Source organism: Streptomyces sp. R41, from assembly GCF_041053055.1.
Lineage (GTDB): Bacteria > Actinomycetota > Actinomycetes > Streptomycetales > Streptomycetaceae > Streptomyces.
In genome coordinates this window covers 8,472,622-8,497,872 of record NZ_CP163443.1, presented here as the reverse complement: position 1 = coordinate 8,497,872, position 25,251 = coordinate 8,472,622, and the positions used below count along the sequence as shown (strand labels likewise).

The window sequence follows — 25,251 nt, the reverse complement described above, 5'->3', positions numbered from 1 at the left end:
CACCGCCTGGCCGGCGGTCACGCGGTGACGAACCTGGCCACCGCGACACCGAAGCCGCCGCACCGCCCGGCGAGCGGCCGCGCAGTGGCGAACCTGTCCACCGCGACGCCGCGACCGTCGTCGCGCCGCCCGGCAGGCGGCCGCGCGGTGACGAGCCTGTCCACCGCACCCGCGGCGAATGCCGTGCATGGAGCGGAGCACGGCGGAGACGCTCGGCCGGAGGTCACCCGGTGATATTCCTGACCGCGGCCGCCACGACCACGCCGCCGGAGTCCACGCAGCAGGCGATCGGGTACCCCACTCTCTTCCTGCTGGTGCTGATCGGCGCGCTGGTGCCGGTGGTGCCGACGGGAGCGCTGGTGAGTTCGGCGGCTGTCGTCGCCTTTCATCAGACGGCGCCGTTCGCGCTCCTGCTGGTCTTCGCGGTGGCGGCGCTCGCGGCGTTCCTCGGTGATGTCGCGCTGTACTGGCTCGGTCAGCGCGGTATGCGGTCCAAGAACGGCTCGCGTTGGCTGGAGACCCTCCGCGACCGCGCCCCCGAGGACCGGCTCGCCCAGGCCCAGGAGAAGCTGAGCGACCACGGCATCGCCGTGCTCGTCCTCTCCCGACTGGTCCCGGCCGGCCGCATCCCGGTCATGCTCGCCTGTCTCATGGCGAAGATGCCGCTGCGCACCTTCGCCCGCGGCGACGTTCCCGCCTGCCTCGCCTGGGCGGTGACGTACCAGTTGATCGGCATCCTCGGCGGGTCCCTCTTCAGCGAGCCGTGGGAGGGAGTGGTCGCCGCGGTGGCGCTCACGCTGGCGATCAGCGTGGCACCGAGCGTGTGGCGGAGGGTACGGAGGCCGGCCGCGTAGGCCATGGCCAGCGATTTTCGCCCCCTCCGCCGCTACCCGTCCCGTACCTGGGGGCTCCGCCCTCAGACCCCGCTGGGTTGTTCTTTGTCTGCCGGCCGGTGGGGGCTTGTCGCGCAGTTCCCCGCGCCCCTGACGGGGCCCAGCACCCGGGACGCCCCCACCGGCAGGTCCCACAACGCCTCCCGGGCCAGCCCCGCCTTCTCCCAGGCCGCCCGCACCCGTGTCAACGGTTCCAGGACGGGCTCGGCGGAGAGGACGAAGGTGCCCCAGTGCATGGGCGCCATGCGGTGCGCGCCGAGGTCGACGGCGGCCCGCACCGCCTCCTCCGGGTCGCAGTGGACATCGCTGAGCCACCACCGGGGGTCGTACGCACCGATCGGCAACAACGCCAGGTCAATACCCGGGTAGCGCCGGCCGATGCGGGCGAACCAGTGCCCGTACCCCGTGTCGCCCGCGAAGTACAGGCGCTGCCCGTCCGGTGCGGTGAGGACCCAGCCGCCCCACAGCGTGCGACAGGTGTCGGTCAGGCTGCGCTTGGACCAGTGGTGGGCAGGGACGAAGTCGAAGCGGACGCCGCGCAGTTCGGCCGCCTCCCACCAGTCCAGCTCGGTGACCCGGGTGAACCGGCGGCACCTGAACCAGCGGCCGAGGCCGGCCGGTACGAACACCGGTGTGTCGCGCGGGAGTCGGCGCAGGGTCGGCGCGTCCAGGTGGTCGTAGTGGTTGTGACTGATGACGACCGCGTCGACACGCGGCAGCGCGCTCCAGGCCACACCGACCGGCGTGATCCGGGCCGGGGTGCCGAGAATCTTGCGGGACCAGACCGGGTCGGTGAGGACGGTGAGTCCGCCGATCCGGATCACCCAACTCGCGTGGCCCGCCCAGGAGACGGCGACCGTGCGCGCGTCGACCCGGGGCAACGGCCCCGGGTCGAACGGCAGCAGCGGAATGTCGGCGAGCCCTTCGGCCCCCGGCCGCAACGCGCCCTCGCGCGCGAACCGGGCGAAGGCCCGCATCCCGGGCAGCGGCGCGGTCAGCCGGTCCACGAAGGACCGCGGCCAGACACGCCGCTCGCCGAGCGGACGGGGCTCGGCGAGGGGACCGACAGGAGCGAGAGGACCGGCAGGAACAGCAGGGGCGAGAGGAACGGCGGGAGACACGTGCCCGGCCGCCGCCGGGGGCGAAGAGGACGCCGGATCGTCGGCGTCCTGAGTGGTCGTAGTCGTGCTCGTGGTCGACTCGGACTGCTGCGTCATCGAGGAGGCTCCCATCGCTGAGCGTCGTCACGGAGATCGTCGAAGGCCGACCCCAACAGGGTCAACGCGCGTTGCACATGTGGCAGTTCCAACGGCGAGGGTGACGTGAGGCTTTCCGCCCGCTCCTCGTCCGTGGCACCGAGCAGCGGCCCGGTGCCCAGCCGCACCCTCAGCGCCGCGAGGTCGTCGCCGAACCGGTGGCCGCCCGGCGCGGGCATGCCGAGACGGGCGGTGAGGAAGTCCTCCAGGTCCTGGGCGTCGCCCACGCCGTGCGCGCCGAGCGCGGAGCGCAGCGGGCCGAGGTCCACATACAGGTGTCTGCCGGCCTGCGGGGGCCGCGCGACGGCGCCCGCGTCGACCACCGCGTGGTGCGCGGCGGCGGCCACGCGCGCGTGCAGGTGTACGGCGGCGGTGAGCCGATCCGTGATCGCGGCGGGTTCGTCGAGCGCGTACGCGGCCGCCGCGGCGACCGGTTCGGCGACCAGCGCGCCCAGCACGGTGAGCACGTCGAGGACACGGGCACGCAGCCCGACCCCGGAGTCGGTGTCCGGAAAGCGGGCGACGGCTGCCGGCCAGCCCTGCGGCAGGAAGGCGCCCGTGAGGTCCGTGAGAACGGTGACCTCGTCGGGGAGCATCTCGGCGGGGCTGAGCAGCACCGTGTCGTGCGGCCGGTGCAGCGTGTCGCGCCAGGTCTCGTCGCTGACGATGTGCAGTCCCTCGCCCACCGCGGCCTCGACGGTCTCGTGGACGACCTCGGGCGGCGCGACGGTCGCGGTGGGGTCGTCGGCCACGGAGAGCACGAGCAGCCGCGGTTCACCGCCCTCGGCGCGGACCCTTCGGACGGTTTCCAGGAGGGCGTACGGATCCGGGAGGCCCCCGCACTCCGCGGGCGTCGCCACATGGAACACGGATCTGCCCAACAGCCGTACCTGCGGCGCCCACCAGGCGGCGCACGGGCGCGACACGAGGACATCGCCGCCGAGCGCGCCGGTCAGCGCGAGGAGCAGCGCGGGGGCACCGGGTGCGGCGGCCACCCGGTCGTGTGCGGTGGGCAGTCCGCGTCGGCTCCAGTAGGCACAGGCCGCGTCGAGGAGCGCCGGCCCGCCGCCGGAGGGCTCGGCGTGGGCGCGATCCGCGGCGGCGGCCAGCGCGGAGCGGAGTTCCGGCAGCACGGGCAGGCCCTGATCGGGAAGGGGCGGGCCGTAACGGACGGGGCCGTGACCTTCCGGAACCGTCCGCCGCATACGTTCCTCCGCGCAGTCCGTGGTGCCGTGCCGTGTCGCCGGTGTACTGCCCCGTCGCCGCTGCCGTGCCCCGCTCCGGTGCTCCTGCCTCCGTACCGTCCCCGGTGTTCCTGTCCCTTCGTACAGCCTCTCGTACGGTGCCGCTCGCGCCCTCGGCCTCTCCGTACCCAGGGTTCGGTCGCCCCATGGCGGCCGGACGGGTTCTGCCCGTCACAGCGTCAATCGTCGGCTGACGTGTCCTTGTGGCGCAGTCGGTGGACAGCAGCGCCCAGCCCGCCCGCGATCAGGACACCCCCGGCGACCAACGCCGGGACGGAGTCGGTGAAGGCGCCGCCCTCCCCGGCCTGCACCCCGCCCTCAACGGTCGGCGGACGCTGCCCGGTACCGCTCTCGGGCTGTACGGTGCCGACTCCCGGCGGGCGCTCGCCGTCGTCGCTGTCCGGCAGGCTGTGCCCTGTGCCGCTGTCGGGCGGGCTCTGCCCTGTACCGCTGTCGGGCGGGCGCTCAACGGCGTCGCTCTCCGGCAGGCTCTGCCCAGTGCCAGTGTCCGGCGGGCGCTCAACGGCGTCGCCGTCCGGCAGGCTCTGCCCTGTACCGCTGTCGGGCGGGCGCTCAACGGCGTCGCTCTCCGGCAGGCTCTGCCCAGTGCCAGTGTCCGGCGGGCGCTCAACGGCGTCGCTGTCCAGCAGGCTCTGCCCTGTACCGCTGTCCGGCAGGCTCTGGGCGGTGTCGCTCGCCGCGGTTGGACCACGGGCCACGGTGTACGAGGCCTTCCACTTCTTCTCCTGGCCACCCGAGGCACCGGGGCACGCCCCGTCGACGCCCCACTCCGACTCCGCGCCCACCGCTTCGGGGTCGTCGGCGGCGGCGTCGCCCTGAGGGATACGGGCCGTACCCCGGTAGGCGGCGGCGCCCGCCACACCCTGCGCGTCGCCCTCCACCCGGCGCAGCTGGACCTTACCCTCCTCGAAGCCCTCCGAGGTGGCGTCGATGAAGTCGGGCGGAGAGCCGCCGATCGCGTCGCAGGTGACGGAGATGGTGACGGTGCCACCGGGCTCGACGGACCCCGGGCTGACCTCCGCGGCCGGATCCGCGGACGCGGCCGACGCGGCGGCGCCAAGGGCGGCACCGGCCAGGGCGGTGGCGGACAGGGCACGGGCGGTACGGCGCATGGGATGGGCTCCTTCGGCCGGGCGGCTTTCCCGGGGGCACGGCCGTCGTGCCCCCGGGGCCCATCACAGCCCGCCCGGCGGCGCGGCGCGCGCGGCCGGGCACCATTCGCGCGACACGGACGCCCGAGCGGGTGACACCACAGGCACGAAGACCGCCCGCCGCCACGGACGCGAGGACCGCCGCCCGTCCGGGCCCGGCCGCCCGCGCCCACGAAGCCTCAGTCGGACAGTGAGACGAGCTCCTTCTCCAGCCCCCGGCCCCGTTTGTCCACGACGGCCGAGGCGACGTCGGACAGTTTGCGGTTGGTGCCCTGCGAGATGCGGCGCAGCACCCCGAAGGCCGTGTCCGCGTCGCAGCCCAGCACATGCATGACGATGCCGCACGCCTGGTCGACGACGGGCCGGGAGCGCAGCGCGGTGCCCAGCTGGTCGAGCTCGGTGAGCGCGGCACGGTAGGAGCGGTCGCGGAGCAGACAGGTCGTGGTGAAGTCGCCGAGCGCGCGGGCGGGGCCGCGGCGGGCGTCCTCCAGGGCGCCGGGCCGGAAGCTGTAGAGGCTGAGGGTGACGGTCAGCCCGGAGCGCCGGAAGGGGATGGTGATGCTGGAGCGCACGCCCGCGTCGAGGGCCATGGCGCGGTACTCCGGCCAGCGCTCCTCGCGCAACAGATCCGCCGAGTCGACGGGCTCACCGCGCTCCAGGGCGGCCGGGATCGGCCCGTCACCGGAGCGGAGCTGCACCGAGACGAGCCCGGCGAGGTCGGGGTGGGTCACCGCGGCGGGCCGCTCGGCGCCGCCCTCGGACACCATGCTGCTGGCGCCGCAGCAGTCGGTGGTGCAGCGCGCGGCCTGCTCGGCGAGTTCCGAGAGCCTCCTTCCGGGGAGGGCGGACTCGGGTGATTCCGTTGCCAGTTGGCCGAGTTGATCGGTTTCGGGCATGCTTCACTCCTCCTCTCGTCCTCTCTTCGCGCCTTCCCGCTCACCAGCGCGGAAAACTGCTTCTACGGGTTGGGCCCCCGCGACACCCGGAACGCTCCGCTCGGGTTACGTTCATCGCATGGCGCAGACGGACGAATTCGGTGAAGAACTCGCGGATTTCGTACGCCGTGTTGCGGAGCTCAAGGCGGCGCGGTCCGTGCCCGCCGACGACCTTCCGACGGTCCTCGACGCGGCGATCTTCGAACTCGACCATGTGGCCGACCAGTTGTGGCCGTGGTTCCAGCGCCTGCACTCGGACGGCCCGTCCGGCGTCGCCTCGGTGGACCGTCAGGAACAGCAGCTTCTCAAGGCGCTCTTCCAGCGGGTGCCGGTGCCCGTCGCGCTGGTGGACCGCGAGACGGTGGTGCGCAGACTGAACTTCGCGGCGACGGCCTTCACCGGGGTCCGGGCGGGCTATGCGACGGGGCGGCCGCTGACCGGGTTCCTCGCGCACGCCGACCGTGCCGCGTTCCGCTCGCAGGCGGCGGCGGTGGCGCGCGGCGAGGGCGACCGCGGTCTCACCGTGCACCTCCAGCAGCAGCCGGAGGTACCGGTGCGCGCGACGCTGACCGCCCTGCGGCCCAGCGGGGAACCCCGGACCGCCGTCCTCGTCGTCCTGCAGCCCGGGGATTCCCGGGCGCCGTCGGAGGGGAGCGTGCCGGGCCAGGCGGTGCCGAGCCTCTCCGAGACCACCCGGCACGCCACGCTGATGGACCTGGTGGACGCGATGACCACGGCGCTGCTGAGCGCGCCCGGCGGGGACCGCTCCGCGGTGCTCGAACGGGCGGCCGGGGTGCTGCACGGGCGGTTCGCGGACTGGGTGGTGGCCGACGCCGGGGCCGCGCGGCTGTCCCGTACGGCCGTCCTGGGACCGTCGGAGCGCGCCGAGGAGGTGGCGGCCGTGGCCGGGCAGGATCCCGCCGCGTGCCCCCTCGTCGTCGAGGCGGCACGCGGCGGTTCCACTGCCCTGCAGGTACGCCCCGAGGACCCGGACGCCTTCGGCCGTGACACCTCGGGCGCGCCCGTCCTCGTACGCGCGAATGTGACGTCACTGTTGTGCGTACCGTTGACGACCGAATCAGGGCCCGTACGGGGCGTGTTGACGCTGTTCCGCAGCGGCGCGCGGCTGGCGTTCTCGATGGCCGAGGCGCAGGCGATGGACATGATGTCCCGTCACATCGCGCTGGCCATGGCGCGGTTGAACTGACCCGCGGGCGGGATCGTGCGGGCGAAGGACGCTAGGCCACGTCGTGCATCACCTGGTCGCGCAGTCGGTTGCAGCAGCGGCTGATCAGCCGGGAGACATGCATCTGGGAGATGCCCAGTTCGTCGGCGATGCTGCTCTGGGTCATGTCGCCGAAGAAACGCATGTAGAGGATGGCGCGCTCCCGCTCGGGCAGGGCCTGCAGGCGCGGCTTGACGGCCTCGCGGTCGATCACGGTGTCGAGGGCCGGGTCGGGCGAGCCGAGGGCGTCGCTGAGCGAGTAGCCGTCCTCGCTGCCCGGGAGCTCGGCGTCCAGGGAGAGCGCGGTGAAGCTCTCCAGGGCCTCCAGACCGGTCAGGACGTCCTCCTCGCTCATCCGGGCGTGCTCGGCGATCTCGGCGACGGTGGGCCTGCGGCCCGAGATGGTCTGCGACAGGTCCTGGCTGGCGAACCGCACGCGGTTGCGCAGGTCCTGGACGCGACGCGGCACGTGCAGGGTCCACATGTGGTCGCGGAAGTGGCGCTTGATCTCACCGGTGACGGTCGGCACGGCGTAGCTCTCGAAGGCGTTGCCGAGCTCGGGGTCGTAGCGGTCGACGGCCTTGACCAGGCCGAGCGCCGCGACCTGGCGCAGATCCTCGTAACTCTCGCCGCGGCTGCGGAACCGCCCCGCGAGCCGTTCGGCCATCGGCAGCCAGGCCTCGACGATCTCCTCACGGAGCGTGTCGCGCTGCTGGCCCGGGGGGAGCGTGGCGAGCTTGCGGAATGCCTCTGCGGTGTCGGGGGCGTCGTCGTGCGGATGATGCTTCGCGCTCGCTTGAGTTCGCATGGTGCGTCGCAACTCCCTTGGAAGTGCCATGAGTTGGACAGTCACCGTGGGAGTACGCGGGCGTGCCGGACAGACACACCCGTGGCGACGGTTCGCCGCTCCCACGGACGTGCCTCCTGTCCGAAGCACTGGGAATGCGTCTGCCCCGAGGCATGCGGCGCAAACACCCACAGCTACGAAAGCGGGGCGATTGGTGACTGCTGAGCGACGTGTCGACTCCCGGTCCACGGGTACGTGATGACCACCCCCGAACATCTGGAGGGAGTCATGCAGCGAGGCAGCGACCGGCTGAGCGTCCACCGGGACGAAGAGATGAAGCACGAACTACGAGAGCTGCTCAGGACGGGGCACCCCACCCGGACCGAGGAGTGGCACGATCCGGAGCCGACCGCCGACGACGACCCGGAGATCGCGGGCGGGCCCGTGACGCCGGGCCGGCCGACCGCCTCCGTCGAGTCGGTGCGGCTCGAACTGGCGCGGCTGCTGGGCCGCACGTCGTTCCCCGCGGGTCCCCGCGAGCTGACCGGCCTGCTGCGCGACAAGCACGCGCCGGACGTGCTCGTCGAGGCCCTGGAGCGACTGCCGCACAAGGCGCGCTACACCACGGCACACGAGCTGGCCGAAGCGGTCGTGCACGCCGGGTAGCCGGAAGGGAAGGCATAGGCGCCCGGCTCGGGGGTACTGCGGCCGTCGTCCCGCCGACGTATCCGCACCCCCGCAGCCGGGGAACGCAGGAAGGCCCATCAGCCATGGCAGATTTCGTCAGGGAAGTCATGACGCCGGGAGTCGTCGCGGTCGGCCCGGACGCCTCGCTCGTCGAGGCCGCGCAGCTGATGCGTGCGCAGGACATCGGCGATGTCCTGGTGACCGGCGACCACCGGCTGATCGGGGTCCTCACCGACCGTGACATCGCGCTGCGCGCCGTAGCCGACGGTGCCGATCCGCTGACCGTGAGCGCCCAGGCCGTGTGCACCCCTCATCCGGTGGTGATCGGCCCCGACGACACCGTGTCCAACGCGATCGAGCTGATGCGCGAGCACGCCGTACGCCGGCTGCCGGTCGTCGAGGACGGCCGGCCGGTGGGGATGGTGAGCCTCGGCGACCTCGCGGTGGCGCAGGACCCGGGCTCGGCACTCGCCGACATCAGCCGCGCCGCACCGGAGCGGTGGCCCGGCACCCCGCGCCCGCCTCTGTGACGGCAGGGAAAGAAGAGGGAGCAGCCATGCGTATCGCGTTCCTGATGGCGCCGGAGGGCGTCGAGCAGGTCGAACTCACCGATCCCTGGCAGGCCGTCCGGGACGCGGGCGGCGAGCCCGTCCTCGTGTCCACCAGGCCCGGGCGGATCCAGGCCTTCCGCCATCTGGACAAGGCGGACACGTTCACCGTGGACGAGGTCGTCGCCGACGTGTCGGCCCAGTCCTTCGACGGGATCGTCCTGCCGGGCGGCGTGGCCAACCCCGACACCCTGCGGCTGGACGAGCGGGCCGTGTCCTTCGTACGCGACTTCTTCGACCGGGGCCGTCCGGTCGCCGCGATCTGCCACGCCCCCTGGACACTCGTCGAGGCCGACGTGGTCCGGGGCCGCGTGCTCACGTCCTGGCCGAGCCTGCGCACGGACATCCGCAACGCGGGCGGCACCTGGGTCGACGAGCGCGTACACGTCTGTGAGCAGGGGCCCAACACGCTGATCACCAGCCGTAAGCCGGCCGATCTCAAGGCGTTCCGCGAGGCGCTCCTGGAGGCGTTCACGCGTCAGACGGCGTGAGACGGGGCCGTGCGGGCGATGTGCGCCCGGTCCTGCTCGGCGAAGCGCCCCAAGGTGGCGGCGCGGGCCGCAACAGGTGTGCGGGCCGGTCGAGTTCCTCCGGGGGACCGTGTCCGGCGGTCGGCAGCAACCCGTTCACCAGCGCTTCCTGGAGCGCGGCGACCAGCGGCCAGTCCATGTGCCCGCTCAGCGGTACGTCGACGGGGTGGGCGCCGATTTCGCCGGTGCGGATGCGCACCTCGGCACCGCAGTTGAGGACACCGACGGTCACCGACCCGCGGCGTACGAAGTCGAAGCGGGCGTCGAGTCGGCGCGTATCGCCCAGCACATCCATGAAGTTGGCGTAGAACCGCTCGCCGATCAACCGGCGCGCCCGGTCGACTTCGTTCGTCCGGAAGGAAGTCGTCACTCACCCCCCTGATGTCCCCTGACTCACCGCTAGGGCTCACGCCCCAGCAGGCACAGCAGCTTGGTCTGCACGTCCGCGCCGGGCGGCGGCTCCACCGGCGCGGCGAAGAGGCCGGTCTTCGCCAGGTCGGCAACGTACGGGGTGACCTCGCGCACCGTGAACTCCAGGAGGTCGCCCGGCAGCCGCTCGTCGGCGCCGATCGCCCGGGACAGGTCCCAGGCGTGCACGGCCAGGTCGGTCACCATCTGAGCGCAGTAGAAGGCGGCCGTGGTGTCGCCGAACGAGAGGTGGACGGTGCGGTCGAGCGCGCCCGGCGCGGCGAAGGCGGCACAGGAGGCGTGGGCCGACGTGTCCCAGGCGGCGACCGGATCGGTGCCCAGCACATCGCCGTCGAAGACGTCGCCGACCGCCTCCACGGTGGCGCCGTCCCGGACCATCGCGGGCACCCACAGCTGTTCGGAGACCAGATGGTTGACGAGATCACGCACCGCCCAGTCGGCACAGGGCGTGGGGGCGTCCCACTGGTCGTCCCGGACCGTGTGGACGCGGTCGCCGAACAGCTCGAGAGCTTCCTCGTGCCGGATGAGAAGCGGGTTCGGGCCGGTCATGCCGGGGGCGCTCCCGCGCATCCCCGCTCCCGCGCCCCGTCACGCGTACGGCCTGCGCTGGCGGGGCGGCGAGGATGGCGGCGCAGGTACTCGCCCTCCAGCTGGGCCATGCGCTCGTTGTGGGTCCGCAGCGCGTCGTTCGAACCGTGCAGCAGTGTGTCGTGGCGCGTGCGGTGGATGCTTTCCAGCTCTTTCATGAGCTGCTGGTCGTCCAGCCGGCCCGGGTCGACTCCGGTCATGGTGGTACCCCGCTCGTCGTGTCCTCGGTGCGGTCCGCGTACCCGCCCGGCAAGCAGTTACCCCGAGCGGTGTCCGGGAGGGAGCCATGGAACTCACCTGTCTCCCTCCACTCTACGAACATCCGGGTCCCCGGGCCTCCGTATGTGCGTGTACGGCGCTCGAAATGGCCCCTGGGGCGCGCCGGCGGGCGCCCTCGGGGTGCGCTCTAGCGGGCCCGTTCCACCCTGCGCTCGTCCCACACCGGCTCCTGGGTCTCGCGGACGCGGCCGTCGGAGCCGAAGACCAGATAGCGGTCGAACGAGCGCGCGAACCAGCGGTCGTGGGTGACCGAGAGCACCGTGCCCTCATAAGCCTCCAGGCCCTCCTGGAGCGCCTCCGCGGACTCCAGGTCGAGGTTGTCGGTCGGCTCGTCGAGGAGCAGCGCCGTGGAGCCCTCCAGTTCCAGCAGGAGGATCTGGAAGCGCGCCTGCTGGCCGCCGGAGAGCTTCTCGAAGCGCTGCTCTGCCTGCGCGGTCAGCTCGTAGCGGCGCAGCCGCGACATGGCGGCGCCGCGGTCCTGTGCGTGCTCGGTCCACAGGATGTCGAGCAGGGGCCGCCCCTCCAGCTCGGGGTGGGCGTGTGTCTGCGCGAAGTGCCCCGCCACGACCCGGGCGCCGAGCTTCCACTCCCCCGTGTGCGCCACGGCGCCGCCCGCCAGCAGGCGCAGGAAGTGCGACTTGCCGGAGCCGTTGGAGCCGAGCACGGCGACCCGCTCGCCGTAGAAGATCTCCAGGTCGAACGGTTTCATCAGTCCGGTGAGCTCAAGTCCCTTGCAGGTGACGGCCCTGACGCCGGTGCGTCCGCCGTGCAGCCGCATCCTGATGTCCTGCTCGCGCGGCGGCTCCGGAGGCGGTCCGGCCTCCTCGAACTTCCGCAGCCGGGTCTGCGCGGCCTGATACCGGGACGCCAACTCATGGCTGATGGAAGCCGCCTGACGCAGATTCAGCACCAGCTTCTTCAGCTGGGCGTGCTTCTCGTCCCAGCGCCTGCGCAGCTCCTCGAACCGCGCGAACCGCTCCCGCCGCGCCTCGTGATAGGTCTCGAATCCACCGCCGTGCACCCAGGCGTCCGCACCGGTCGGACTGGGCTCGACGCTGACGATCTTCTCGGCGGCGCGAGCGAGCAGCTCCCGGTCGTGCGACACGAAGAGAACCGTCTTACGGGTCTCCTTGAGCCGCTCCTCCAGCCAGCGCTTCCCGGGCACGTCGAGATAGTTGTCCGGCTCGTCGAGCAGCAGCACCTCGTCGGTGCCGCGCAGCAGCGCCTCCAGCACGAGCCGCTTCTGCTCGCCCCCGGACAGCGTCCGCACCAGCCGCCACTGCGCCTTCTCGTACGGCACGCCCAGCGCGGCCATCGTGCAGATGTCCCAGAGCGTCTCGGACTCGTATCCGCGCACCTCGGCCCAGTCGGACAGCGCCTGCGCGTACCGCAGCTGCGCGGCCTCGTCGTCCACGGTCATGATCCCGTGTTCGGCGGCGTCCACGGCCTTGGCCGCCTCGCGGATCCTCGGCGGCGCCACGGACACGAGCAGCTCCCGTACGGTCGTCTCGTCCCGTACGGACCCCACGAACTGCCGCATCACGCCCAGCCCGCCACCCACGGTGACGGTCCCCCCGTGCGGCTTCAGCTCCCCGGAGATCAGCCGCAGCAGCGTCGTCTTCCCGGCCCCGTTGGGCCCCACGAGGGCCACCACGGCCCCTTCCCCCACCCGAAAAGACACGTCGCCGAGCAGCGCCCTCCCGTCGGGAAGGTAGTACTCCAGATGCGCGGCTTCGAGATGTCCCATGAGGCGGCATTCTCCGGGCAGCCGGGGCCAATGGGCAAACGCGTATTCGGGGTGCCGGTCCGGGCGGTTTCTCCGCCCCCAGGTAAGGGCCCCGGAAGGGGCGCGGGGAACTGCGCGACAAGCCCCCACCGGTCCGCAGCAAAAGGACAACCCAGGGGGGGCCGGGGGCGGAGCCCTCAGGTACGGGACGGGTAGGGGCGGAGGGGGCGAAAAAACGCTCGTCCCGGGTACCCGCACCGCCATGACCCCAGACGTAGACCTCACCGTCCGCCCCCCGGGACCCCACATCCTCAGGGACTGGCTGCTCGCCGCGGACTGCCGCCTCTTCGAGGCGGCAGCGGCCCGGCACTGGCCGGGCTGCGACCGCCTTCTGCCGAGGCTGAGCCAGAGCGCGAACCACGGCGCACTCTGGTTCGCCACAGCCACGGCCCTCGCAGCGACCCGCACCCCCAGGTCCCGCCGGGCCGCCGCCCGAGGCCTCGCTTCCCTCACCCTCGCCTCCGCCACCATCAACACCCTCGGCAAGCGCTCGGTCCGCCGCCCTCGCCCGACCCTGGACCCCGTCCCGCTGATCCGACAGCTCAAGCGCCAGCCGATCACCACCTCGTTCCCGTCGGGCCACGCCGCCTCCGCCGCGGCCTTCGCCACGGGCGTGGCCCTGGAGTCCCGCGGCTGGGGTGCGGCGATCGCACCGCTCGCCGCAGCGGTCGCCCTCTCCCGCGTCTACACCGGCGTCCACTTCCCGAGCGACGTCCTCGCGGGCGCCGCCCTGGGCGCGGGCGCCGCCTACGCCGTACGTGGTCTGGTCCCGACCCGAGACCAGCTCCCGCCTCCCGGCCGCCCCCGCGTGGACGCGCCCGCACTCCCCGAGGGCGACGGCCTGGTCATGGTGGCGAACACGGGCGCGGGCACCCCGGACCGGGTGAACGCCCTGCGTGACGCAATGCCGCACGCGGAGATCGTGGAGTGCGAACCGTCCGACATCCAGGCCGAGTTGGAGAAGGCGGCGACCCACGCCCGGGTTCTCGGCGTGTGCGGCGGCGACGGCACCGTGAACACCGCCGCCGAGGTGGCCCTGAGCCACGGCCTCCCCCTCGCCGTCCTCCCGGGCGGCACTCTCAACCACTTCGCCCAGGACCTCGGTGTGGAGGGCGAGCGCGACCTGATCCGCGCCCTCCAGCAGGGCGACGCGATACGCGTGGACGTGGGCCGGTTCTCGTCGGGCGCCACGGAGGGCATCTTCCTCAACACCTGCAGCCTGGGCGTCTATCCGGAACTCGTGCGTGAACGGGAACGCTGGTCGCCGCTGATCGGCGGGTGGCCGGCCGGAGTGCTCGGCGCCCTGCGCGTCCTGCGCGCCGACCGCCATCCGCTGCGCGCCGAACTGGGCGGCCGCACGCACCCGTTGTGGCTTCTGTTCGCCGGCAACGGGACGTATCACCGCGTGGGTCTCGCCCCGGCCCGTCGCTTCGACCTCTCGGACGGAGGGCTGGACGTACGGGTCGTGCACGGCGGCCGCCGCCCCGCCGTCCGCCTGCTGGCCGCCGCCTTCGCCGGCCCGCTCACCCGTTCTCCCGCCCACGCCGCCGTACGCGTGCGCCGTCTGCACCTGGACGGCGTCGCACCCGGCACGCTCCTCGCGTACGACGGTGAAGTCACCGAGGTGGAGGGCGAGGTGACGCTCCGGAAGCTGCCCGAGGCGCTCACCGTCTACCGCCCGCTCCCCCTTCACTGAAGGGTCCATACGGCAGTCGGGCAGTCGGATTCAGAGTCCTCAGTCGATTCATTGGTCCATATAGCAAGACGCAGGTCTCACTATTCGACATGGACGCGTACGGTGATGCGTAACCGCCGAGAAGACGCGAAGGGGAACGGCCATGTCGAAGTCGCAGGAGACCGCCGTCTACACGCACGGCCACCACGAGTCCGTGCTGCGTTCGCACACCTGGCGCACCGCCGCCAACTCGGCGGCGTACCTGCTCGACTCGCTGAAGCCCCACATGAAGATCCTGGACATCGGCTGCGGCCCGGGCACCATCACCGCCGACCTGGCGGAACTGGTTCCCGACGGACATGTCACGGGCGTCGACCACGCACCGGCGATCCTGGACCAGGCGCGTGCCGTGGCAGCCGAACGCGGCCTGGGCAACGTCGAGTTCGCGGTCGCGGACATCCACGCGCTGGAGTATCCGGACGACACCTTCTGCGTGGTCCACGCCCACCAGGTGCTGCAGCACGTGGGCGACCCGGTGCAGGCGCTGCGCGAGATGTACCGGGTGACCAAGCCGGGCGGGTTCATCGCCGTTCGTGATTCGGACTACTCGGCGATGACCTGGTACCCGCAGTCGCGGGGCATGGACGACTGGCTGGACCTGTATCTGCGGGTGGCCCGCGCCAACGGGGGCGAGCCCGACGCCGGGCGACGCCTCACATCGTGGGCGCTGACGGCCGGCATCCGGGACATCACGGCCACGTCGAGCACCTGGACCTTCGCCACCGAGGACGAGCGGGAGTGGTGGAGCGGCCTGTGGGCGGACCGCACGCTGGCCTCGGCGTACGCGGAACGCGCCACGGCGGGTGGCCACGCCACTGCGGAGCAACTGCGGGCCGTGTCGGACGCCTGGCGTGAGTGGGGGCGGCAGAAGGACGGCTGGTTCTCCGTACTGCACGGAGAAATTCTCTGCCGAAAGGAAGTCTAATCCGGCCGCTCCGGGAAACCCGGACAGCAGGAGGTTCACATTATGGTCCCTATCCTGCTGGTACTGCTTCTGGTGCTGATTCTCTTCGGCGCGGGTTTCGCAGTGAAACTTCTGTGGTGGATAGCACTGGCGGTTCTCGTCCTGTGGCTTCTCGGATTCCTGATGCGCGGCACGAGCGCCTCGGGAGGCAGGAGTCGCTGGTACCGGTGGTGAATCCGTGCCCTGGGAAGTGGGTGAATCCGTTCCCTGGGAAGTAGCGGTCCAAGCGGCCCGAGGTCTGGCTTTCAGACCTCGGGCCGCATTTCGCGCTATTTGTTTTGCAGGCTCGTATTCTTTGTCGTGTTCCTTTGCGGACGCGTCTTGTTCCGTTGCGGGCACGTCGAGAATGGCCGTCGCGGCTCTCGGTTTCGTGGGTCAGGGCACGATGGCCGTCTCCACCAGCAGTCGTGCCGCCGCCGCGATCGACTCGGCGTCGATGCCCGCGGCGTGCAGCTGCTCGGCGGGGGTGGCCGAGCCCGGCATCGTCCGCACGGCGAGGCGCACCAGGCGCGGCACCGGACGGCCGTCGAGGAAGGCGTCGAGCACGGCGTCGCCGATGCCGCCCTCCTCGCGATGGTCCTCGACGGTGATGAGGCAACCCGTGTCCTCGGCGGCCTCCCTCAGGGTGCCGCGGTCGACGGGCTTGACCGAGTAGAGGTCGACGACCCTCGCCCGAATGCCCACGCGCTCGAGCGACTCGGCGGCGGCCAGGGCCTCGTGGACGGTGACGCCCGCCGCGACGAGGGTCAGCCGGTCCTCGCCGGAGGCCCGGAGCACCTTGCTGCCGCCGACCGGGAACTCCTCGGTGGGGCTGTAGATGACGGGAGTGTCCCCGCGTGTGGTGCGCAGATAGCGGATGCCCTCCAGGCCCGCCATCGCGGCGACGAGCTTCGCGGTCTGGTTGGCGTCGCACGGGTACAGCACGGTCGAGCCGTGCACCGCGCGGAACATCGCCAGGTCCTCCAGGCCCATCTGCGAGGGCCCGTCCTGGCCGATGGAGACGCCCGCGTGCGAGCCGACGAGGTTGATGCCGGAGCCGCTGATCGCGGCCATGCGGACGAAGTCGTACGCGCGGGTGAGGAAGGCCGCGAAGGTCGAGGCGTACGGCACCCAGCCGCGCGCGGCCATGCCGACCGCGGTCGCGACCAGCTGCTGCTCGGCGATGTAGCACTCGAAGAAGCGGTCGGGGTGCTCCTTGGCGAAGAACTCGGAGCGCGTCGAGTCGCTCACCTCGCCGTCCAGGGCGACGATGTCCCCGCGGGCGGTGCCGAGCGCGGCGAGCGCCTGTCCGTAGGCGTCACGGGTTGCGGCCTTGTCGCCGAGCTCGTAGCGGGGCAGGTCGAGATGGCCCGACCGTACGGCGTGCAACATCCTTGCGGCGGGCGGCGGTTGGACCTCCACCCGGCGGTCGTGCACGCCGCCGAGCTCCGCGATCGCCTCGTCGGCGTCAGGCAGTGGCTTGCCGTGCAGGCCCTCGCGGTCCTGGACCGATGCGACGCCCTTGCCCTTGAGGGTGCGGGCGAGGATCGCGGTCGGCTGTCCGGCGGTGGACTCGGCCTCGGTGTACGCGCGGTCGACGGCGTCGACGTCGTGCCCGTCGATCTCGACGGTGTGCCAGCCGAAGGCCTGGAACCGGCGGGCGTACGCGTCCAGGTCGTGCCCGTGCCGGGTCGGCCCGCGCTGGCCGAGGCGATTGACGTCGACGATCGTGATGAGGTTGTCGAGGTGCTCGTATCCGGCGTGCTCGGCGGCCTCCCATATGGAGCCCTCGGCGAGCTCGCTGTCGCCGCACAGGACCCAGACGCGGTATCCGGTATGGTCCAGCCGCTTCCCGGCCAGCGCGATGCCGACCCCGACGGGCAGCCCCTGTCCGAGCGAGCCGGTGGCCGTCTCGACCCACGGCAGCCGCTGCGGCGTCGGATGCCCTTCGAGCCGGCTGCCCAGCTTGCGGAAGGTGAGCAGCTCGGTCTCGCTGATGGCCCCGGCCGCCTTGTACGCGGCGTACAGCAGCGGTGAGGCGTGCCCCTTGGAGAGCACGAAGCGGTCATTGCCGGCGTGCTGGGGGCGGTCGAAGTCGTAGCGCAGATGGCGGGCCATCAGCACCGCCACCAGATCCGCGGCGGACATCGAGGAGGTGGGGTGCCCGGACCCGGCGGCGGCGGAGGCGCGAACGCTGTCCACACGCAACTGCTGGGCGAGATCGATGAGTTGACGGGTGTTCATGACGACTCTCCTTCGGGACGGCTCTCGGGCTTCCCGGGCGCTTTCGCCAGCTCCGGCGAGGCGGAGTCCAGCGGCACCGACCACGAGCGGACCAGGCCCAACTGCACGGCCTGGCGCGGCAGTACGGCGTCCAGCAGCCAGTCGGCCGCGACCCGGATGCGGTTTCCGGGCATCGCGGCGAGGTGGTAGCCACGGGTGACGGCTCCGGCGAGCGGCCCCGACAGCGGGACGCCGAGCGGGTTGGCGGCCGCCTTCGCGCCGCCGAGGTCGACGGTGAAGCCCAGGTCGCGGTGGCGGTAGGCGCGGCGGCTGCCGATGCCGAGCGAGGCTGCGACATTGCGGCCCGCGACCTTCCCGTGCCGCCAGGCGTGCTGAGCGGTCATCGGCGTGTACTCGCCGGGTTTCTCCAGATCGGGTACGGCTGCCGCATCCCCGCACGCGAACACCTCTGGCCGGCCCGGCACTTGAAGATACGGATCGACAAGCAGCCGCCCCCGCTCAAGGGGCTGCCCGAGCCCCTCGACCAGCGGATCGGGTCGTACGCCGACACACCACACCAGCGTCCGCGTATCGACGAACTCCCCGTCGCTGAGCCGGACTCCGGTCGGCGTGGCCTCCTCCACCGAGGTTCCCGTGCGTACATCCACACCGCGCTGCCGCAGCACCCGGTCGGCGGTGCGCGAGAGCCGCTCGTCCAGCTCCGGCAGCACACGCGGCGCGATGTCGAGCAGCAGCCAGCGCGGTCGCATGCCCTCCCGAAGTGGCTGTTTCCGTACCAGCGCATCGGTGAACAGCTGCCCTTGCGCGGCGACCTCGGTCCCGGTGTACCCGGCGCCGACCACCACGAAGGTGCACCGCGCGGCGCAGCTCTTGGGGTCGTCGGACGCGGCGGCCAGCTCCACCTGCCGGGTCACGTGATCCCGTAGATACAGCGCTTCGGGCAGCCCCCGGAAGCCGTGCGCGTACTCGGCGACACCGGGCACGGGCAACAGCTTGTTGACGCTGCCGACGGCGAGCACGAGACGGTCGTACGTCAGCGTGCCCCCGTCACCCTCCGGATCGGTGTAGTGCACGGTGCGCCCGTCGAGGTCGATGCCGTCGGCCTCACCCAGCACCAGCCGTACGTGGGGCAGCGTGCCGGAGAGCGAGACCGTGACACGGCGTGGCTCCAGGACCCCGACGGCGACCTGGGGCAGCAGGGGTAGATACAGAAAGTAGTCGGTCGGATTCAGAAGGGTGATGTCGGCCTCGTGCCGGGTCAGCCGCGACAGGGTGCGGGCCGTCCGATACCCGGCGAAGCCGGCACCGACGATCAGAATGCGGGGTCGACTCACGTTTCGCCTCCGGCGGTGTCGCTCGTACGAGGCTTTCCGCGTCCCCCTGGTCAGGGCACCCAAACGCGGGGGCGCTCGACGTTTCGGGGCGCGCGCCCGGGTTACCCGGCCTGTGACCGAGCCCCGCCGGGCTCCCTGTCTCCAGGTCGCTCGGCCGCTGGGTCGGCCGCTTGCTGGTCTGCCGGTCGCCAGGTCGGCCGGTCGCTCTCTTGATCTCTCGGTCCAGACGGTGTCTCCTCTCCCGATCGTCTGGGCCGAGCCCCTGTCCGTACGAAACGATCTCCTCCGCCGCCGGACCCAACTAGGCTCCTGCGCATGGAGATTCTGGGAGCCACGCTGCGTATCTGCGTCGACGACCTGGAGGCCTCGGTCCCCTTCTACGAAAGACTCGCGGGCGGGCACGCCCTCCGCTTCGAGCGCGGTGGCGTCTCGGTCGCCGCGGTCGGCTGCTTCCTGCTGATGAGCGGGCCCGAGGCCGAGCTGGACGTCCTCCGCAAGGTCGCCGCGACCATCGCCGTCAAGGACGTCGACGAGGCCCACCGCGTCCTCAGCGACTCCGGCGCCCGCATCCTGGCGGGGCCGGTGGCGACGCCGGTGGGCCGCAATCTGATCGCGATGCATCCGGACGGCGCGGTGTACGAGTACGTGGACCGCCGGCCGACGGAGTAGGTTGTTCGCCCCCGCCGCCCCTGCCCGTCCCGTCCCTGGGGGCTGCCGCCCCCAGACCCCCGCTCAAAAGATTGCGCAGTTCCCCGCGCCCCTGAAAAGGGGCGCGGGGAACTGCGCGAACGGGGTCTGGGGCGGAGCCCCAGGGACGGGACGGGCAGGGGCGGCGGGGGCGAGAATCCCCCACGTTCACTCGCCCGGCGGCCGCATCCGGAACTCGTACCGCGCCGGCAACGGCTCATCCGTCACCCGAGCCCACAGCTCGGAAATCACCTCGGCCCCCTCCCGCAGATCCGCAACGTCGAACCCCGCGTCGAAGACACCCCGAGCCGCCCCCACCTCCCCCTCCGCCAGCAACAACTGCGCCTCGATCAACCGGAACCGCCCACGCGAGCGCGTAGCGGGCCGAAGCCGTTCCCACACCGCCCGCGCATCCGCCACCCGCCGCACCGCGAGCAGGGCTCCGATCGCCTCACGCCCCAGCGCCGCCGTAGCGGCAGTCCAGACCTCACCGTCGTCCCGGCGCTCCCGGCACAGATCGTCGAACGCCTCGGCGTACCGGTCGGCGGCCCGCTCCCGGTTGCCGGCCTCCTGGTCGGCAACGGCGAGACAGCGGAGCAACGGCCAGAGGGACGGGGCGAGTTCGAGTGCCCGTTCCCAACTCCTCACCGCCTGCGCCAGATCTCCCGCGTGCCACTGGGCAACTCCGAGGTGATATTCGGCGAGCGGCGCGGCGGGCGCGGTCTCCAGCATGTCGCGCCAGTGCGAGGCGACCAGGGTCTCGCCGGGCGGACCGACCCGTCGCGGCTCGGGAAACGCACCGGACCGCAGCAGCTCAAGCCACGGCGCCTGCGCGTCACCCAACGTGGACTCGTCGAAGGGAGTACCCGGCAGCTTGTAGGCGGCCCGGCGCACTTCGAGCGCACCCCAGCCGGATCCGACGGCGAGCACCTCGCCCGGCTCGGCGTCGGCGTGCGGCAACCAGGCGTCGTATGCGGCGTCGACATCGCCCCGCGGCAGGCAGGCGTCGAGCCGGGCCTCGGCCTCCGCCCGCGCCGCCTCCCAGTCCGCCCCGTGAACCGCCTCCGCGTTCGCGGCCAACGGCCCGTACGCCTCCAGCCAGGACACATCGCTCTGCGCGTCGAGCCGTACGTGTTCGAGCTGGGTGCGCGCGAGACCGGCCTGGATCTCGCAGTATCCGCCGGTCCCCGGTTCGGTGAGCCACTCCTGCCAGCGTCGCCCGCCCGGACCGGAGCCCCAGACGAACAGCTTGCGTCCGCGCAGGACGTCGGTGGACGTCTGCACGAGCCCGTCGCCGGCGTCGTCGAGCGCGGCGATCCAGCGCCGCCGCCCGTCGGGAACCTCGTAGAAGTAGTCGGCGGGGAAAGTGCTGTTCAGCGGATAGGTCCGGTCGACACCCTCGAACTCCGGTACCGGCACCCGCCGCAGTCGGCGCTCGTATCCGAAGTGCCATGCCTCCTCGGCCGGCGCCAGCACCCTGCGCTCCTCGGGGACCGCGATGTTGGACCACCAGTACACGGGCGCGGGCTTCTCGTGCGGATTGCGGATGCGTACGCCGACGTACAGGAAGTCGGAGCCTTCCGGCAGCCACAGGTCGACCTGGAAGGGGAGGTCGCGCAGCCGCTCCCATTCCCACAGGCGGAGCATCTCGCCGCCGTCGGGGGCGGTGACGCGTGCGGCGTGGACGGGCGAGCAGGACAGGGTGGTGTGGCCCGTCGCGCCGATGTTCCACTCGATGCCGCCGGAGAACCAGGCGCCGTTGAGGGCGAAGCAGGCGGGCTGCAACACCGGGTTGCGATAGAGGAGTTCGCGCTGCGAGGGCTTGTGGAAGAGCGAGACGACACGGCCCCCGTAGCCGGGCAGCACGGTGGCCCGCAGCCGGTCGTTCTCGATCACGATCGTGTCGATCTCGCGCGGCGCCCGCTGTCTGCCGTACCCGTCCCGGATGCGCTCGGGCAGGACGCTGCGCAGCGGCTCGTATCCGATCTGCCGCGCCATGTCGCGCGGCAGGCCCTCCTTGTCCCGTTCGTCGATGCGGTGCATCTCGTCGAGGGGCCGGAGCGGCGGCAGCGGGTTGCTCGGACCCAACTCGGCGGCGGGAAGCGTCAGTACGTCACGTCGGATCGTCGTCACGATGACCATCGAACATGGTCATCGACGAGCTGACCAGGGTCTCCGCTCGTCAGGATCCGGTCAGGATTCCGCAAAGGCGGAGACGACGAGGTCCGCGATCAGCGCGCCCGCCGTGCCCTCCGGGTCCAGATCGGGGTCGTAGATGGTGACGTTGAGGCCGACACAGTGCGGGGAGGTCACCAGCGGGCGCAGCAACGCGAGGAGTTCGTCGGGGAGCAGTCCGTCGGGGTCCGGGCTGTCCACGGCCGGCATGACGCTCGGATCGAGGGAGTCGGCGTCGAGGTGCACCCAGAAGCCGTCCAGGTGCGGGAGCTCGAGGGTCTGCACGGTGGCCCTGGCGATCGCGTCGGCGCCCCATTCGCGGAGTTCACCGACGGTCACGGTGGGGATCTTCAGCGCGGCGAGCTCGTCCCGCTCCGTGTCGTAGTCGCGGATGCCGAAGAGCCGTACGTCCTCGTCCCGCAGATAGGGCTTCAGCCCTTCGAGGTTCGCCAGGTCGTCCTGGCCGCGACCGGTCGCGAGGGCGAGTTCCTCGCCGCCGGCCGCGCCGATCCGGTCCGAGTTCCCGGGATGCCGGAAGTCCGCGGACCCGTCGACCGCGGCGAGCCCGTAACGGCCGATGCGGCGCAGCGCGAGCGAGGCGCCGAGCTGGATGGAGCAGTCACCGCCGAGGACGACGGGCAGGTCACCGGCGCGGACATGGTGCTCGATGCGGTCGGCGAGCTTTCGGGTGTAGGTCGCGATGGCGGCCGCGTTGAAGACCCCGTCGCCCTCCTGCCAGTCCCCGCGGTCGTAGCGCGGCGGCACGACGACCCCGCCCTCCAGCGCGCCGAGCCGCTGCACGATCCGCTGCTCGCGCAGGGCACCGGCCAGCTTGTAGCAGCCGGGGACGGTGCCGGGCGCGGGCGGACGCAGGCCCAGGTTGGACGGGGCGTCGAGCACGACAATGTTCCGCATGGGGCTCATCCTCACCCGCGAAGAGCTCAGCGGGAAGAGACCATCTCCGCCGTGATCGCCCACCGTTCATGGTCCCGCCAGGCCCCGTCGATGTAGATGAAGTCCGGTGAGAAGCCTTCCAGCCGGAAGCCGCAGCGCCGGGCGAGCGCGATGGAGGCGGCGTTCCCCGGCTGCGCATTGATTTCCAGCCGGTGCAGGCCCATCTTTCCGAAGGCGTACCGCACGACGAGGCCGAGCCCCTCGGCCATCAGCCCGCGCCCCGCGGCGTGCGCGAAGGCGCCGTACCCCAGCGCCCCGCACAGAAAGCCGCCCTCGACGATGTTGTTGATGTTGATGAACCCGGCGATGCCGCCCCCGTCCCGCTCACAGACGAGGAACCCGGCCTTCGTCCGATCCTCGATGAGCCGCCCGGCGTACGCGGCATAGGCGTCGGCGCTGCTGGGCGGAAAGAGCCACGGCTGGTGCAGATCCTTGCTCTCCCGGGCCCGGGCGGTGAACTCCGCACCGTCCTCGTACCTGAAGTGGCGTATGCCCACGCGAGGGCCTTCGGCGAGATAGCGGGCGTTGTCAGGCATCCCGTCACCCTACGCGAGCGCGCGCTCAGCCTCTGCGCTTCACGGCGTACGCCCCGCACAGGCCGCCGATCACCCCGGTACCGAGGAGTGCCATCCACAGCGGCACGATCACCTCCGGAATGAACAGCCGGATCTTGGTACTGCGCGTGTTCTCGAAGACGAAGATCAGGGCGAGCAGGGCCAGTGTGGCGACACTGACCCTGCCGGGCGTCAGCAGCCCGCCGCCGCTCTTCCCGCCGCTCGCGCCGGCGCTCTCCGAGGTCTTCGGGCTCATGGGCTCAGCATGAGCCGCGAGGTGCCGGCCCGCGCGGTGGCAGGTTCCTCCGGGTGATCCCGGGTTGATCCCAGCCCGATCCCCAGCCGATCCTCAGCGGCGAGGCGTTCAGTCCCCGACGACCGGCAGCTGCAACACCCCGGTGTCGTCGGGCGCGCTGGTGATCGTCACCGGCTTGACCCCCTTGTTCCCGAAGTACGCGTCGTCACTGGCGGCGACGACGAACTGGAGCCGGTGCCCCGCCTCGTACCGGTGCACGATCCCCGGCAGCGTGACGGTGAACCTCTTCGTCACGTCCGGCACCCGCACGGGCGCCACCAGCCGGTGCACCAGCGTCTTCGTGCCGTCGGGCGCCACGTCGTACAGCTTGGCGAAGAGGAGCAGCTTGTCGGCAGCGTTGCCGGAGTTCTGCACACGCTCCGTCTCCGGTGAGACGACCTTCAGCGTGGCCCTGGGCGCGCCGGCCACCTCGACCGCCCGGGACAGGGGCTCGCTCGTCCAGCCGAGATAGGTGCCCTCGGTGTCGTACGGCGCCGGGTCGGGCAGCCCTACGATCCCGGTGAGCGAGCTCTCGGAGTGGCTCGTGGGCACCAGCTGGTTGCGGTATTCGCGGCTGCCGCGCGCGACCTTCTTGCGGTTGTCGACGAGTTTGCCGTCCCCGGAGAGATAGAGCTTCTGGCTGAGCGACGGCACCCGCGAGGCCGTGGCGTAGGTGTTGTTCGGGTCGGCGATCCAGTCGCGGTAGTACGCGAAGGCCGGCCCCGTGTCGACGCCTTTGCGGTGCTGCAGATAGCGGTCGAACCAGGCGAGGATCCGCCGGCCGACGTAACTCGTCTCCAAGTTGCCCTGGCCCAGGTTGAGTTCACCGGTCGCCGGGTCGGTGAGCCCTCCGCTGTGCCCCCACGACTGCCAGATCAGCTTCGTCGGGGTGCCCTGCGCCTTGAGCGTCTTGTACGTCGCTGTCGCCTCGTTCAGATTGAACAGGCTGTCGGCCTGCCCCTGGACGAGGAGCGTCGGCGCCTGCACGTCGCACAGGTACGATACGGGCGACACGCTGCGGGCGTAGCGAAGCAGCGGTCCGGTCTTGGCGGCCGGGTAGCTCCCCGAGTTCAGGGTCCGCACCGTGTCGCAGGCGTCGCTCACGAAGTGCACGCAGGCGAGGGAGTTGATCCGGGAGGGGTCGAGATTCGGCGCGGTCAGTGGCTGGCTCTCGCCGATCAGGTAGAAGCCGTTGGCCCACTGCCATTTGAAGGCGCCGGGCACGTCGGTCGCGCCGACCGTGTTGTTCGGGTCCAGCGAGTACGCCAGGTCGTTCCAGGTGACCAGCGGGACCAGCGCGTCGACGCGGTGGTCCACGGCGGCCGTGGCCATCTGGACGGCGCCCCCGTACGAGCCGCCGACCATGCCGACGCGCGGGTCGCCCTTGCCGTCCCGGGTGACGTAGTCGGCCTTCGTGCCGTCGTCGGCGGCCCGCGTGCCTGCCAGGAAGTCGACGAGCCGGGACGCGCCCACGCCGTCGATGCGCGGGTCGTCGAGGGAGATCAGACAGCCCGACCTGCCGAAGCCGAGCCCCGAGTAGACGAGCCCCACATAGCCGCGGGCCGCGAACGCCTTGCCGATCGCGTCCGTCGAACCGTCCGACTTGCTGCCGCCGAAACCGTTGGTGGCGAGCACGGCTGGCGCGGTGTGTTCGCGGTCCACGCCCGCGGGACGGTACAGATCGGCGTCGATCGTGCAGGTGCGGCCACCGGCCCGGACCGTGAACTTCAGCGCGGTGACGGTGTATTGATCCGTGGCCGAAGCGGGCGCGGTGAACGCGAGCGGTGCGGTGAGCGCCGCACCGAGGGCCAGGGCGAGCGAGGCACGGGAACGGGATCTGGGCACACGCGAACGACGGGACACGTAGACCTCCACACTGAGGACAACCCGACTACCGACCGGTGCTTACCG

Annotated in this window: 26 protein-coding genes; 9 read left to right on the top strand and 17 right to left on the bottom strand. The window is 71.8% G+C overall.

Annotated features, from left to right (window positions below; all coding sequences use genetic code 11):
* Positions 1-17: 17 nt before the first annotated feature.
* The gene (locus AB5J53_RS38645; RefSeq protein ID WP_369250257.1) at positions 18-164 is read right to left on the bottom strand and encodes a hypothetical protein; all 147 of its coding nucleotides are present in this window, start codon (positions 162-164) and stop codon (positions 18-20) included.
* A gap of 66 nt (positions 165-230) precedes the next feature.
* On the opposite strand from AB5J53_RS38645, the gene AB5J53_RS38640 reads away from it, so the two are divergent.
* Positions 231-854: a DedA family protein gene (locus tag AB5J53_RS38640; RefSeq protein WP_369250256.1), complete on the top strand. Its 624-nt coding sequence runs from the start codon at positions 231-233 to the stop codon at positions 852-854.
* A 62-nt stretch (positions 855-916) separates the two neighbouring features.
* Here the strand turns inward: AB5J53_RS38640 and AB5J53_RS38635 are convergent, their stop codons facing one another.
* The 4 genes from AB5J53_RS38635 to AB5J53_RS38620 form a co-directional block, all read right to left on the bottom strand.
* Positions 917-2,110: an MBL fold metallo-hydrolase gene (locus AB5J53_RS38635; RefSeq protein ID WP_369250255.1), complete on the bottom strand. Its 1,194-nt coding sequence runs from the start codon at positions 2,108-2,110 to the stop codon at positions 917-919.
* Positions 2,107-3,354 carry an aminotransferase class I/II-fold pyridoxal phosphate-dependent enzyme gene (locus AB5J53_RS38630; RefSeq protein WP_369250254.1) on the bottom strand — a complete coding sequence of 416 codons (1,248 nt, stop codon included), beginning with the start codon at positions 3,352-3,354 and terminating at the stop codon, positions 2,107-2,109. The genes AB5J53_RS38635 and AB5J53_RS38630 overlap by 4 nt, the downstream gene beginning before the upstream one ends.
* 218 nt (positions 3,355-3,572) lie before the next feature.
* Positions 3,573-4,526, bottom strand: a complete 954-nt coding sequence (locus tag AB5J53_RS38625) for a hypothetical protein (protein WP_369250253.1) — start codon at positions 4,524-4,526, stop codon at positions 3,573-3,575.
* A 218-nt stretch (positions 4,527-4,744) separates the two neighbouring features.
* Positions 4,745-5,461: an ANTAR domain-containing response regulator gene (locus AB5J53_RS38620; RefSeq protein ID WP_369250252.1), complete on the bottom strand. Its 717-nt coding sequence runs from the start codon at positions 5,459-5,461 to the stop codon at positions 4,745-4,747.
* A 118-nt stretch (positions 5,462-5,579) separates the two neighbouring features.
* Between AB5J53_RS38620 and AB5J53_RS38615 the strand changes: the two genes are divergently transcribed.
* Positions 5,580-6,707, top strand: a complete 1,128-nt coding sequence (locus tag AB5J53_RS38615; RefSeq protein ID WP_369250251.1) for a PAS domain-containing protein — start codon at positions 5,580-5,582, stop codon at positions 6,705-6,707.
* Positions 6,708-6,738: 31 nt separating this feature from the next.
* On the opposite strand, the gene AB5J53_RS38610 is transcribed toward AB5J53_RS38615, so the two are convergent.
* Entirely contained in the window at positions 6,739-7,533 is a 795-nt protein-coding gene (locus tag AB5J53_RS38610) for an RNA polymerase sigma factor SigF (RefSeq protein ID WP_369250250.1), read from the bottom strand.
* Positions 7,534-7,800: 267 nt separating this feature from the next.
* On the opposite strand from AB5J53_RS38610, the gene AB5J53_RS38605 reads away from it, so the two are divergent.
* From AB5J53_RS38605 to AB5J53_RS38595, 3 genes are all read left to right on the top strand, one after another.
* A complete protein-coding gene (locus AB5J53_RS38605) occupies positions 7,801-8,178 on the top strand; it encodes a DUF2795 domain-containing protein (protein ID WP_369250249.1) in 378 nt (125 codons plus the stop codon).
* A gap of 104 nt (positions 8,179-8,282) precedes the next feature.
* Positions 8,283-8,729: a CBS domain-containing protein gene (locus AB5J53_RS38600; protein ID WP_369250248.1), complete on the top strand. Its 447-nt coding sequence runs from the start codon at positions 8,283-8,285 to the stop codon at positions 8,727-8,729.
* A 26-nt stretch (positions 8,730-8,755) separates the two neighbouring features.
* Positions 8,756-9,298 carry a type 1 glutamine amidotransferase domain-containing protein gene (locus AB5J53_RS38595; protein WP_369250247.1) on the top strand — a complete coding sequence of 181 codons (543 nt, stop codon included), beginning with the start codon at positions 8,756-8,758 and terminating at the stop codon, positions 9,296-9,298.
* On the opposite strand, the gene AB5J53_RS38590 is transcribed toward AB5J53_RS38595, so the two are convergent.
* From AB5J53_RS38590 to AB5J53_RS38575, 4 genes are all read right to left on the bottom strand, one after another.
* A complete protein-coding gene (locus tag AB5J53_RS38590; protein ID WP_369250246.1) occupies positions 9,279-9,707 on the bottom strand; it encodes a hypothetical protein in 429 nt (142 codons plus the stop codon). The two genes, AB5J53_RS38595 and AB5J53_RS38590, sit on opposite strands and share 20 nt — an antisense overlap.
* 29 nt (positions 9,708-9,736) lie before the next feature.
* Positions 9,737-10,315 (bottom strand): TIGR03086 family metal-binding protein, encoded by a 579-nt coding sequence (locus AB5J53_RS38585; protein ID WP_369250245.1) that lies wholly within the window; start codon positions 10,313-10,315, stop codon positions 9,737-9,739.
* The gene (locus AB5J53_RS38580) at positions 10,312-10,554 is read right to left on the bottom strand and encodes a DUF6158 family protein (RefSeq protein WP_369250244.1); all 243 of its coding nucleotides are present in this window, start codon (positions 10,552-10,554) and stop codon (positions 10,312-10,314) included. The genes AB5J53_RS38585 and AB5J53_RS38580 overlap by 4 nt, the downstream gene beginning before the upstream one ends.
* 206 nt (positions 10,555-10,760) lie before the next feature.
* Positions 10,761-12,380, bottom strand: a complete 1,620-nt coding sequence (locus AB5J53_RS38575) for an ATP-binding cassette domain-containing protein (protein ID WP_369250243.1) — start codon at positions 12,378-12,380, stop codon at positions 10,761-10,763.
* Between the two features lie 241 nt (positions 12,381-12,621).
* Between AB5J53_RS38575 and AB5J53_RS38570 the strand changes: the two genes are divergently transcribed.
* The 3 genes from AB5J53_RS38570 (at position 12,622) to AB5J53_RS38560 (ending at position 15,292) form a co-directional block, all read left to right on the top strand.
* On the top strand, positions 12,622-14,115 hold the full coding sequence (locus AB5J53_RS38570) for a bifunctional phosphatase PAP2/diacylglycerol kinase family protein (protein ID WP_369250242.1): 1,494 nt from the start codon (positions 12,622-12,624) through the stop codon (positions 14,113-14,115).
* Between the two features lie 142 nt (positions 14,116-14,257).
* A complete protein-coding gene (locus AB5J53_RS38565) occupies positions 14,258-15,079 on the top strand; it encodes a class I SAM-dependent methyltransferase (RefSeq protein ID WP_369250241.1) in 822 nt (273 codons plus the stop codon).
* 42 nt (positions 15,080-15,121) lie between these two features.
* Positions 15,122-15,292 carry a hydrophobic protein gene (locus tag AB5J53_RS38560; RefSeq protein ID WP_369250240.1) on the top strand — a complete coding sequence of 57 codons (171 nt, stop codon included), beginning with the start codon at positions 15,122-15,124 and terminating at the stop codon, positions 15,290-15,292.
* 201 nt (positions 15,293-15,493) lie between these two features.
* Here AB5J53_RS38560 and AB5J53_RS38555 read toward each other — a convergent pair whose 3' ends face one another.
* Together AB5J53_RS38555 and AB5J53_RS38550 are read right to left on the bottom strand one after the other, a co-directional pair.
* On the bottom strand, positions 15,494-17,341 hold the full coding sequence (locus tag AB5J53_RS38555) for a transketolase (RefSeq protein ID WP_369250239.1): 1,848 nt from the start codon (positions 17,339-17,341) through the stop codon (positions 15,494-15,496).
* The gene (locus AB5J53_RS38550; RefSeq protein ID WP_369250238.1) at positions 17,338-18,675 is read right to left on the bottom strand and encodes an NAD(P)/FAD-dependent oxidoreductase; all 1,338 of its coding nucleotides are present in this window, start codon (positions 18,673-18,675) and stop codon (positions 17,338-17,340) included. The genes AB5J53_RS38555 and AB5J53_RS38550 overlap by 4 nt, the downstream gene beginning before the upstream one ends.
* Before the next feature lie 315 nt (positions 18,676-18,990).
* On the opposite strand from AB5J53_RS38550, the gene AB5J53_RS38545 reads away from it, so the two are divergent.
* The gene (locus tag AB5J53_RS38545) at positions 18,991-19,344 is read left to right on the top strand and encodes a VOC family protein (protein ID WP_369250237.1); all 354 of its coding nucleotides are present in this window, start codon (positions 18,991-18,993) and stop codon (positions 19,342-19,344) included.
* Between the two features lie 186 nt (positions 19,345-19,530).
* Here the strand turns inward: AB5J53_RS38545 and AB5J53_RS38540 are convergent, their stop codons facing one another.
* From AB5J53_RS38540 to AB5J53_RS38520, 5 genes are all read right to left on the bottom strand, one after another.
* Positions 19,531-21,504: a DUF5107 domain-containing protein gene (locus tag AB5J53_RS38540; RefSeq protein ID WP_369250236.1), complete on the bottom strand. Its 1,974-nt coding sequence runs from the start codon at positions 21,502-21,504 to the stop codon at positions 19,531-19,533.
* Positions 21,505-21,555: 51 nt separating this feature from the next.
* Positions 21,556-22,452, bottom strand: coding sequence for an arginase family protein (locus AB5J53_RS38535; protein WP_369250235.1), 897 nt, complete (start codon positions 22,450-22,452; stop codon positions 21,556-21,558).
* A gap of 26 nt (positions 22,453-22,478) precedes the next feature.
* Entirely contained in the window at positions 22,479-23,027 is a 549-nt protein-coding gene (locus tag AB5J53_RS38530; RefSeq protein ID WP_369250234.1) for a GNAT family N-acetyltransferase, read from the bottom strand.
* A gap of 25 nt (positions 23,028-23,052) precedes the next feature.
* The gene (locus AB5J53_RS38525; protein WP_369250233.1) at positions 23,053-23,301 is read right to left on the bottom strand and encodes a DUF1049 domain-containing protein; all 249 of its coding nucleotides are present in this window, start codon (positions 23,299-23,301) and stop codon (positions 23,053-23,055) included.
* Positions 23,302-23,409: 108 nt separating this feature from the next.
* A complete protein-coding gene (locus AB5J53_RS38520; protein WP_369250232.1) occupies positions 23,410-25,185 on the bottom strand; it encodes a CocE/NonD family hydrolase in 1,776 nt (591 codons plus the stop codon).
* Positions 25,186-25,251: the final 66 nt, after the last annotated feature.

Coding starts and splice junctions, on each gene's coding strand:
- AB5J53_RS38635 (WP_369250255.1), bottom strand. CDS start 2,110: ATGACGCAGCAGTCCGAGTCGACCACGAGCACGACTACGACCACTCAG.
- AB5J53_RS38630 (WP_369250254.1), bottom strand. CDS start 3,354: ATGCGGCGGACGGTTCCGGAAGGTCACGGCCCCGTCCGTTACGGCCCG.
- AB5J53_RS38625 (WP_369250253.1), bottom strand. CDS start 4,526: ATGCGCCGTACCGCCCGTGCCCTGTCCGCCACCGCCCTGGCCGGTGCC.
- AB5J53_RS38620 (WP_369250252.1), bottom strand. CDS start 5,461: ATGCCCGAAACCGATCAACTCGGCCAACTGGCAACGGAATCACCCGAG.
- AB5J53_RS38615 (WP_369250251.1), top strand. CDS start 5,580: ATGGCGCAGACGGACGAATTCGGTGAAGAACTCGCGGATTTCGTACGC.
- AB5J53_RS38610 (WP_369250250.1), bottom strand. CDS start 7,533: ATGCGAACTCAAGCGAGCGCGAAGCATCATCCGCACGACGACGCCCCC.
- AB5J53_RS38605 (WP_369250249.1), top strand. CDS start 7,801: ATGCAGCGAGGCAGCGACCGGCTGAGCGTCCACCGGGACGAAGAGATG.
- AB5J53_RS38600 (WP_369250248.1), top strand. CDS start 8,283: ATGGCAGATTTCGTCAGGGAAGTCATGACGCCGGGAGTCGTCGCGGTC.
- AB5J53_RS38595 (WP_369250247.1), top strand. CDS start 8,756: ATGCGTATCGCGTTCCTGATGGCGCCGGAGGGCGTCGAGCAGGTCGAA.
- AB5J53_RS38585 (WP_369250245.1), bottom strand. CDS start 10,315: ATGACCGGCCCGAACCCGCTTCTCATCCGGCACGAGGAAGCTCTCGAG.
- AB5J53_RS38580 (WP_369250244.1), bottom strand. CDS start 10,554: ATGACCGGAGTCGACCCGGGCCGGCTGGACGACCAGCAGCTCATGAAA.
- AB5J53_RS38575 (WP_369250243.1), bottom strand. CDS start 12,380: ATGGGACATCTCGAAGCCGCGCATCTGGAGTACTACCTTCCCGACGGG.
- AB5J53_RS38570 (WP_369250242.1), top strand. CDS start 12,622: ATGACCCCAGACGTAGACCTCACCGTCCGCCCCCCGGGACCCCACATC.
- AB5J53_RS38565 (WP_369250241.1), top strand. CDS start 14,258: ATGTCGAAGTCGCAGGAGACCGCCGTCTACACGCACGGCCACCACGAG.
- AB5J53_RS38560 (WP_369250240.1), top strand. CDS start 15,122: ATGGTCCCTATCCTGCTGGTACTGCTTCTGGTGCTGATTCTCTTCGGC.
- AB5J53_RS38555 (WP_369250239.1), bottom strand. CDS start 17,341: ATGAACACCCGTCAACTCATCGATCTCGCCCAGCAGTTGCGTGTGGAC.
- AB5J53_RS38545 (WP_369250237.1), top strand. CDS start 18,991: ATGGAGATTCTGGGAGCCACGCTGCGTATCTGCGTCGACGACCTGGAG.
- AB5J53_RS38540 (WP_369250236.1), bottom strand. CDS start 21,504: ATGGTCATCGTGACGACGATCCGACGTGACGTACTGACGCTTCCCGCC.
- AB5J53_RS38535 (WP_369250235.1), bottom strand. CDS start 22,452: ATGCGGAACATTGTCGTGCTCGACGCCCCGTCCAACCTGGGCCTGCGT.
- AB5J53_RS38530 (WP_369250234.1), bottom strand. CDS start 23,027: ATGCCTGACAACGCCCGCTATCTCGCCGAAGGCCCTCGCGTGGGCATA.
- AB5J53_RS38525 (WP_369250233.1), bottom strand. CDS start 23,301: ATGAGCCCGAAGACCTCGGAGAGCGCCGGCGCGAGCGGCGGGAAGAGC.